This is a genomic window from Nocardia sp. NPDC056541 (assembly GCF_042794235.1).
GTDB lineage: Bacteria > Actinomycetota > Actinomycetes > Mycobacteriales > Mycobacteriaceae > Nocardia.
In genome coordinates this window covers 1-4,590 of the sequence record NZ_JBHTUD010000046.1, presented here as the reverse complement: position 1 = coordinate 4,590, position 4,590 = coordinate 1, and the positions used below count along the sequence as shown (strand labels likewise).

The 4,590-nt window shown below is 68.1% G+C and carries 4 protein-coding genes; 2 read left to right on the top strand and 2 right to left on the bottom strand.

Annotated features, from left to right (window positions below):
* Window positions 1–41 precede the first annotated feature (41 nt).
* Window positions 42–1,163, bottom strand: a complete 1,122-nt coding sequence (locus tag ACFQ9R_RS34645) for a PQQ-dependent sugar dehydrogenase (protein ID WP_378997065.1) — start codon at window positions 1,161–1,163, stop codon at window positions 42–44.
* Between the two features lie 149 nt (window positions 1,164–1,312).
* Here ACFQ9R_RS34645 and ACFQ9R_RS34640 point away from each other — a divergent pair, with 149 nt between their 5' ends.
* A complete protein-coding gene (locus ACFQ9R_RS34640; RefSeq protein ID WP_378997063.1) occupies window positions 1,313–2,161 on the top strand; it encodes a DoxX family protein in 849 nt (282 codons plus the stop codon).
* Between the two features lie 96 nt (window positions 2,162–2,257).
* On the opposite strand, the gene ACFQ9R_RS34635 is transcribed toward ACFQ9R_RS34640, so the two are convergent.
* Window positions 2,258–2,752 carry a MarR family winged helix-turn-helix transcriptional regulator gene (locus ACFQ9R_RS34635; RefSeq protein ID WP_378997061.1) on the bottom strand — a complete coding sequence of 165 codons (495 nt, stop codon included), beginning with the start codon at window positions 2,750–2,752 and terminating at the stop codon, window positions 2,258–2,260.
* A gap of 86 nt (window positions 2,753–2,838) precedes the next feature.
* Here ACFQ9R_RS34635 and ACFQ9R_RS34630 point away from each other — a divergent pair, with 86 nt between their 5' ends.
* The gene (locus ACFQ9R_RS34630; protein ID WP_378997059.1) at window positions 2,839–4,458 is read left to right on the top strand and encodes a DHA2 family efflux MFS transporter permease subunit; all 1,620 of its coding nucleotides are present in this window, start codon (window positions 2,839–2,841) and stop codon (window positions 4,456–4,458) included.
* Window positions 4,459–4,590: the final 132 nt, after the last annotated feature.

Here is a 4,590-nt window from a genome sequence, read left to right as displayed (position 1 = left end):
CGCCCGGACTGCTTTCGCAGTCCGGGCGGCCGCTTCCTCTCCTAGTCCGGGCCGCCTGCTCCACCCTGCGGGGGTGGGATGCGGACGACGCGGTCGTCGAATTCGCCTGGCTCGCCGTCGGTCTTGTTGGTGGTGGTGACCCAGATGCTGCCGTCGGCGCTGGCGGTGGCGCCGAGGAACCTGCCGTACTTGTCCTGCGCGATCAGGGTGGGGGCGGTGGTGACGGCGAACGTCGTGGGGTCCGCGGCGACGGCGGCCAGCGCCTTGCCCTCGCTGAGTGCGATGCCGACGCCGTCACCGGTGGCCGTGCAGCCGCCGACGCCGGGACGGTCGGGCCAGGTCCAGGAGACGCTGAGGGTGCCGTCGGGGCTCAGGTGCTGGAGCCGATCCTCGGCGGCGGTGCGGTCGGTGACCCACATGCCTTCCTTGCCGTCGCGGCAGATGTCGCCGGCCGAACCGATGCCCGACGCCACCACCTGTGGGTTGTTCGCACCCGCCGACGGCGAGTCCAGGCGAAGCAGCTTGCCGCCGAGCGAGCCGGGATCGGCCGCGGCGCCGGGGTTTCCGGCATCACCGGTGAGGATCATCAGCTGCGTCGGCGTCGACCATTCCAGTGCGCCGCGATTTCCGTCGGCGCCCTTGGGAATCCCGGTGAGGATCGGCTTGGCCGCCCCGCCCTTGGACAGCCGCACGACCCGATTGTCGCTGCCGGTGGTGATGTAGGCGTACATCAGCCCGTCCTCACCGAAGGTGGGGGAGAGCACGATATCGGAGATGCCGCCGTCGGCCGACCCGTCGACGGGCACGCTGGCGATCTCCACCGGCGTCTCCTGCGGTGTGCTCGCGTCGACCGGTTTCACCTGCAGGATCCGCCCCGTCTTTCGCTCCGCGACGAAGGCACCCTCGCCCACCGCGATCAGCCCGGCCCCCGATTCCATGCAGGTGGCGATGACATTGGGATCGGGATCGATACACGGTCCGGTCGGTCGCGGCGGCTGCGAGGGGTCCTCCTGCGGCTTCTTCGGTTCCGCGCCGGACCCACCCAGTTGCGGTTCGGTGGTGAACGGACTCGACGCCGACTCGTCGAAACGGGCGCACCCGGCTAGCAAAACGGCGCTCAGTGCCACCCCGACTGCCACGCGGCCCGCGATTCCCGAACTCATAGGTCAGACGTTACCGGCAGCGGTGCGGGCCTGACACGCCCGTCGCGTCCGAATGCGGCTGCCCGGACGCGACCGGAAGTCGAGCGGGGCTGACACGCCCGTTGCGAGGAAGGGCGGCACACCGGGACGGCACGTCATAAGGTGAGTCGGTGACCGACAAGTCGAATGACACTCCGAAGGCCGAAGGTTCGGCACCGGCCGGGCAGGGCGCGTCGGCGGCGGGTCGCCCGGTGACCAGCCCGTTCGATTCGCCGACGACGCAGATGCGCAAGCCGGATCCGAAGGACATCCCCCGCACCGACGAGGATCTCGGTCTCGACCCCGGTGATGAGGTTCCCGGTGCGAGCACCGCGCAAACCGGTCGTGGCGGCGGCGACGAAGATTACGGGTACGCGACGATCCCGCCCGCGTCGGCGGCCTCGGCGGGCACCGTCCGCTTGCAGCGCCGCAACCGCGAGGCTCGCCGCGGCACCCTGGACCTCGGCCTGTTCGTGCTGCGCCTGGTGGTCGGCTACACCTTCATCTACCACGGTCTGCAGAAGCTGACCGGCTGGTTCCACGGACCCGGCCTCGACGGCACCAAGACCATGATGGAAAGCGGCGGCTGGGACTACCCGTCACTGTCGACCGCGCTGGTGATCGCCGGTGAACTCGGCGGCGGCATCCTCCTGGTGATCGGCCTGGCCACCCCGCTCGCCGCGGGCGCTGTCCTGGCCACGATCCTGAACGCGTGGATGTGGAAGCAGGGCATGGTCCCCGGCTTCCAGTACAACGCGGGCACCCCCACCGGCGTCGAACTCGACTCCGTCCTGGCCGGTTCCGCCCTGGCGATCATCCTCACCGGCCCCGGCCGCTGGTCCTTCGACCGCACCCGAGGCTGGGCCACCCGCCCCTCCTACGGTTCCTTCGGGGTCGTCGTCCTGGCTGTCGCCGCCGCCATCCTCACCTTCTGGTTCCTCCACGGCGGCAATCCCCTGAAAGGCATCGGCCCCTTCTGATCCGACTTTCCGCGTCTTTCGGCCAGATCCAGGGGGCGCGGTGCGTCGATGACGCGGCAACTCGGTGAGCCGGTTCCCGGTGAGTCGCCGATGTTCTCACGACATCAGTGGTCGCGATGGTGCGGGTTCAGTCAGGTGGGCGGTCATGGTGGCGTGCACGTCGGCCAGGAACGACTCGAACCGTCGCAGCTCCTCGGGGGAGTATTTCCCCATCACCGACTCTTCCACCTTCGTGCCGAGTGGGCCGAAGAAATCGTTGGCGAGAGTGTGGATGCTGGGTGTGCTGCGCAGTGTGATCACGCGACGGTCGTCGTGTTCTCGGCTGCGCACGATATGACCGGCCTGTTCCAGCCGGTTCAGCAGTGCGGTGGTGGCGCTGTTGGACAGCGAGATCCGTTCGCTGAGCCGTGCCGGTGACAGTGTGGTCCCGCGTTCCTCGGCGGTGAGGATCTCGATCAGGGCCTCGGCATCGGTCGAGTGCAACCCGAGCCAGGTCGCGAATCGGCGGGCGAGTTCCCGGTAACTCGCGCCGTAGGCCCGCATTCCTTCGTGGATTCGTTCGTACTGGGCGCGAGCGTCCGACTGGCTCATAGGTTCCTTTCGCATCGTTTGACATCCTATTGCCCTCAATATACTTTTACCATGGAAATATTCCACCATGGAAATAGGAGTGTGCGATGAGTCAAGAGTCGTCCCTTCGTCGATGGCTCGGCTTGATCGCCATTGCCCTCGGCGTGGCGCTGATCGTGGTCGACACCACGATCGTGAACGTGATCATCCCGTCGATCATCGAAGACCTGGACACAGGTTCCACCGAGGCGCAATGGATTCAGGAGTCCTACGCGATCGTCTTCGCGGCGCTGCTGCTGGTGGTCGGCCGGGTAGCGGACATGGTCGGGGCGCGCCGGGTGTTCGTCACCGGTGTGGTGGTGTTCGGCGCGACCAGCATCCTGGCCGGGCTGGCACCGGACGGCGGACTGCTCGTCATCGCCCGATTCCTGCAGGGCGCGGGCGCGGCGATGATCCTGCCGACCTCGCTCGCCCTGCTCAACGCCACCTTCACCGGCAAAGCCCGTGGTCAGGCCTTCGCGGTATGGGGCTCCACGATCGGTGCGGCCGCCGCGCTCGGTCCGCTGCTCGGTGGCTGGCTGGCCGAGCATGTGTCGTGGCGCTGGGCGTTCGGCATCAATGTGCCCCTGGCTGTGCTGATCGTGGTCGGTGTGCTGGCGTGCATCGCGCCGTCGCCGAAGGTCGCCGGTCGACTCGATGTGCTCGGCTCGATCCTGTCGGTGCTCGGCCTCGGGCTGCTGGCCTTCGGGTTGGTCGAGGGCCGCACCTACGGCTGGATCACCACCGTCCATCCGATGGGGATCGCCGGATTCACCTGGGAGAGCGGGCCGTCGCCGGTGCTGGTCGCGCTCGTGCTGAGTGTGCTGGCGCTGGGCGGGTTCGTCGTCCGGCAGGTGCTGTTGCGCCGCGGCGGCAATGCCGACAAGGCGCTGATGGACCTGAGCCTGTTCTCGCTGGCCTCGTTCCGCAACGGCAATATCGCGACGCTGATCATCGGCCTCGGTGAGTTCGGCATCGTCGCCGTGCTCCCGCTGTGGCTGCAGTTCACCCTCGGTTACAGCGCACTGCAATCCGGTCTGGCCCTGGTGCCGATCGCCATCGGCAGCTTCATCGCCAGTGGTGCCAGCTTCGGGATGGCAGGGAAGGCCTCGCCGCTGAACATGGTCCGCCTCGGTCTGGGGCTGGAGGTCGTCGGCCTGGCCGCGCTGGGCTTCTTCGCCGCCACCGACAGCTCGTGGTGGTCGATCGCGCTGGTCCTGTGTGTGTACGGCATCGGCGTCGGTTTCGCTACGGCGCAGGTGACCAACGTCGTCCTCGCCGACATTCCCGAAGCCGACAACGGCCAGGCGTCCGGTATCCAAAGCGCCTTCCGCCAACTGGGTTCCGCCCTCGGCATCGCACTGCTCACGACGATCTTCTTCACCACGCTGAGCTCGAATGTCGAAGACGACCTCACCGCGGTCGGTACGCCCCCGGCGCAAGCCCAGCAATACGCGCACGCCATCACCGGCAGTGCGGGCGCGGCGATCGAAGGCTTTGCCGCCCAACCGGATACGCAGGAAGTAGCCACCGCCGGTCGATCCGCCATGACCGCCGGCGTCAACCTCGGCGCCTACCTGGCCGCGGGCTTCGTCCTGCTCGGCCTCGTGGCCACGGCCCTGATTCCCTCCCGAACCGGCCGCGACGACGAGTCGTCGACGTCGACAACACAACCCGCGCTCGTCTGACAGCAGGACAGTCCGCCCCGCCCGCGAATCGCAACCCGTGATTTCGCAAGAACATGGGTAACTTGCCGGGATCGGGCTACCCGATAACAGGCTCGCCGCCGGGGGGCAAAAACGCCCGCGGCGGGGCGGAAT

Coding starts and splice junctions, on each gene's coding strand:
- ACFQ9R_RS34645 (WP_378997065.1), bottom strand. CDS start 1,163: ATGAGTTCGGGAATCGCGGGCCGCGTGGCAGTCGGGGTGGCACTGAGC.
- ACFQ9R_RS34635 (WP_378997061.1), bottom strand. CDS start 2,752: ATGAGCCAGTCGGACGCTCGCGCCCAGTACGAACGAATCCACGAAGGA.
- ACFQ9R_RS34630 (WP_378997059.1), top strand. CDS start 2,839: ATGAGTCAAGAGTCGTCCCTTCGTCGATGGCTCGGCTTGATCGCCATT.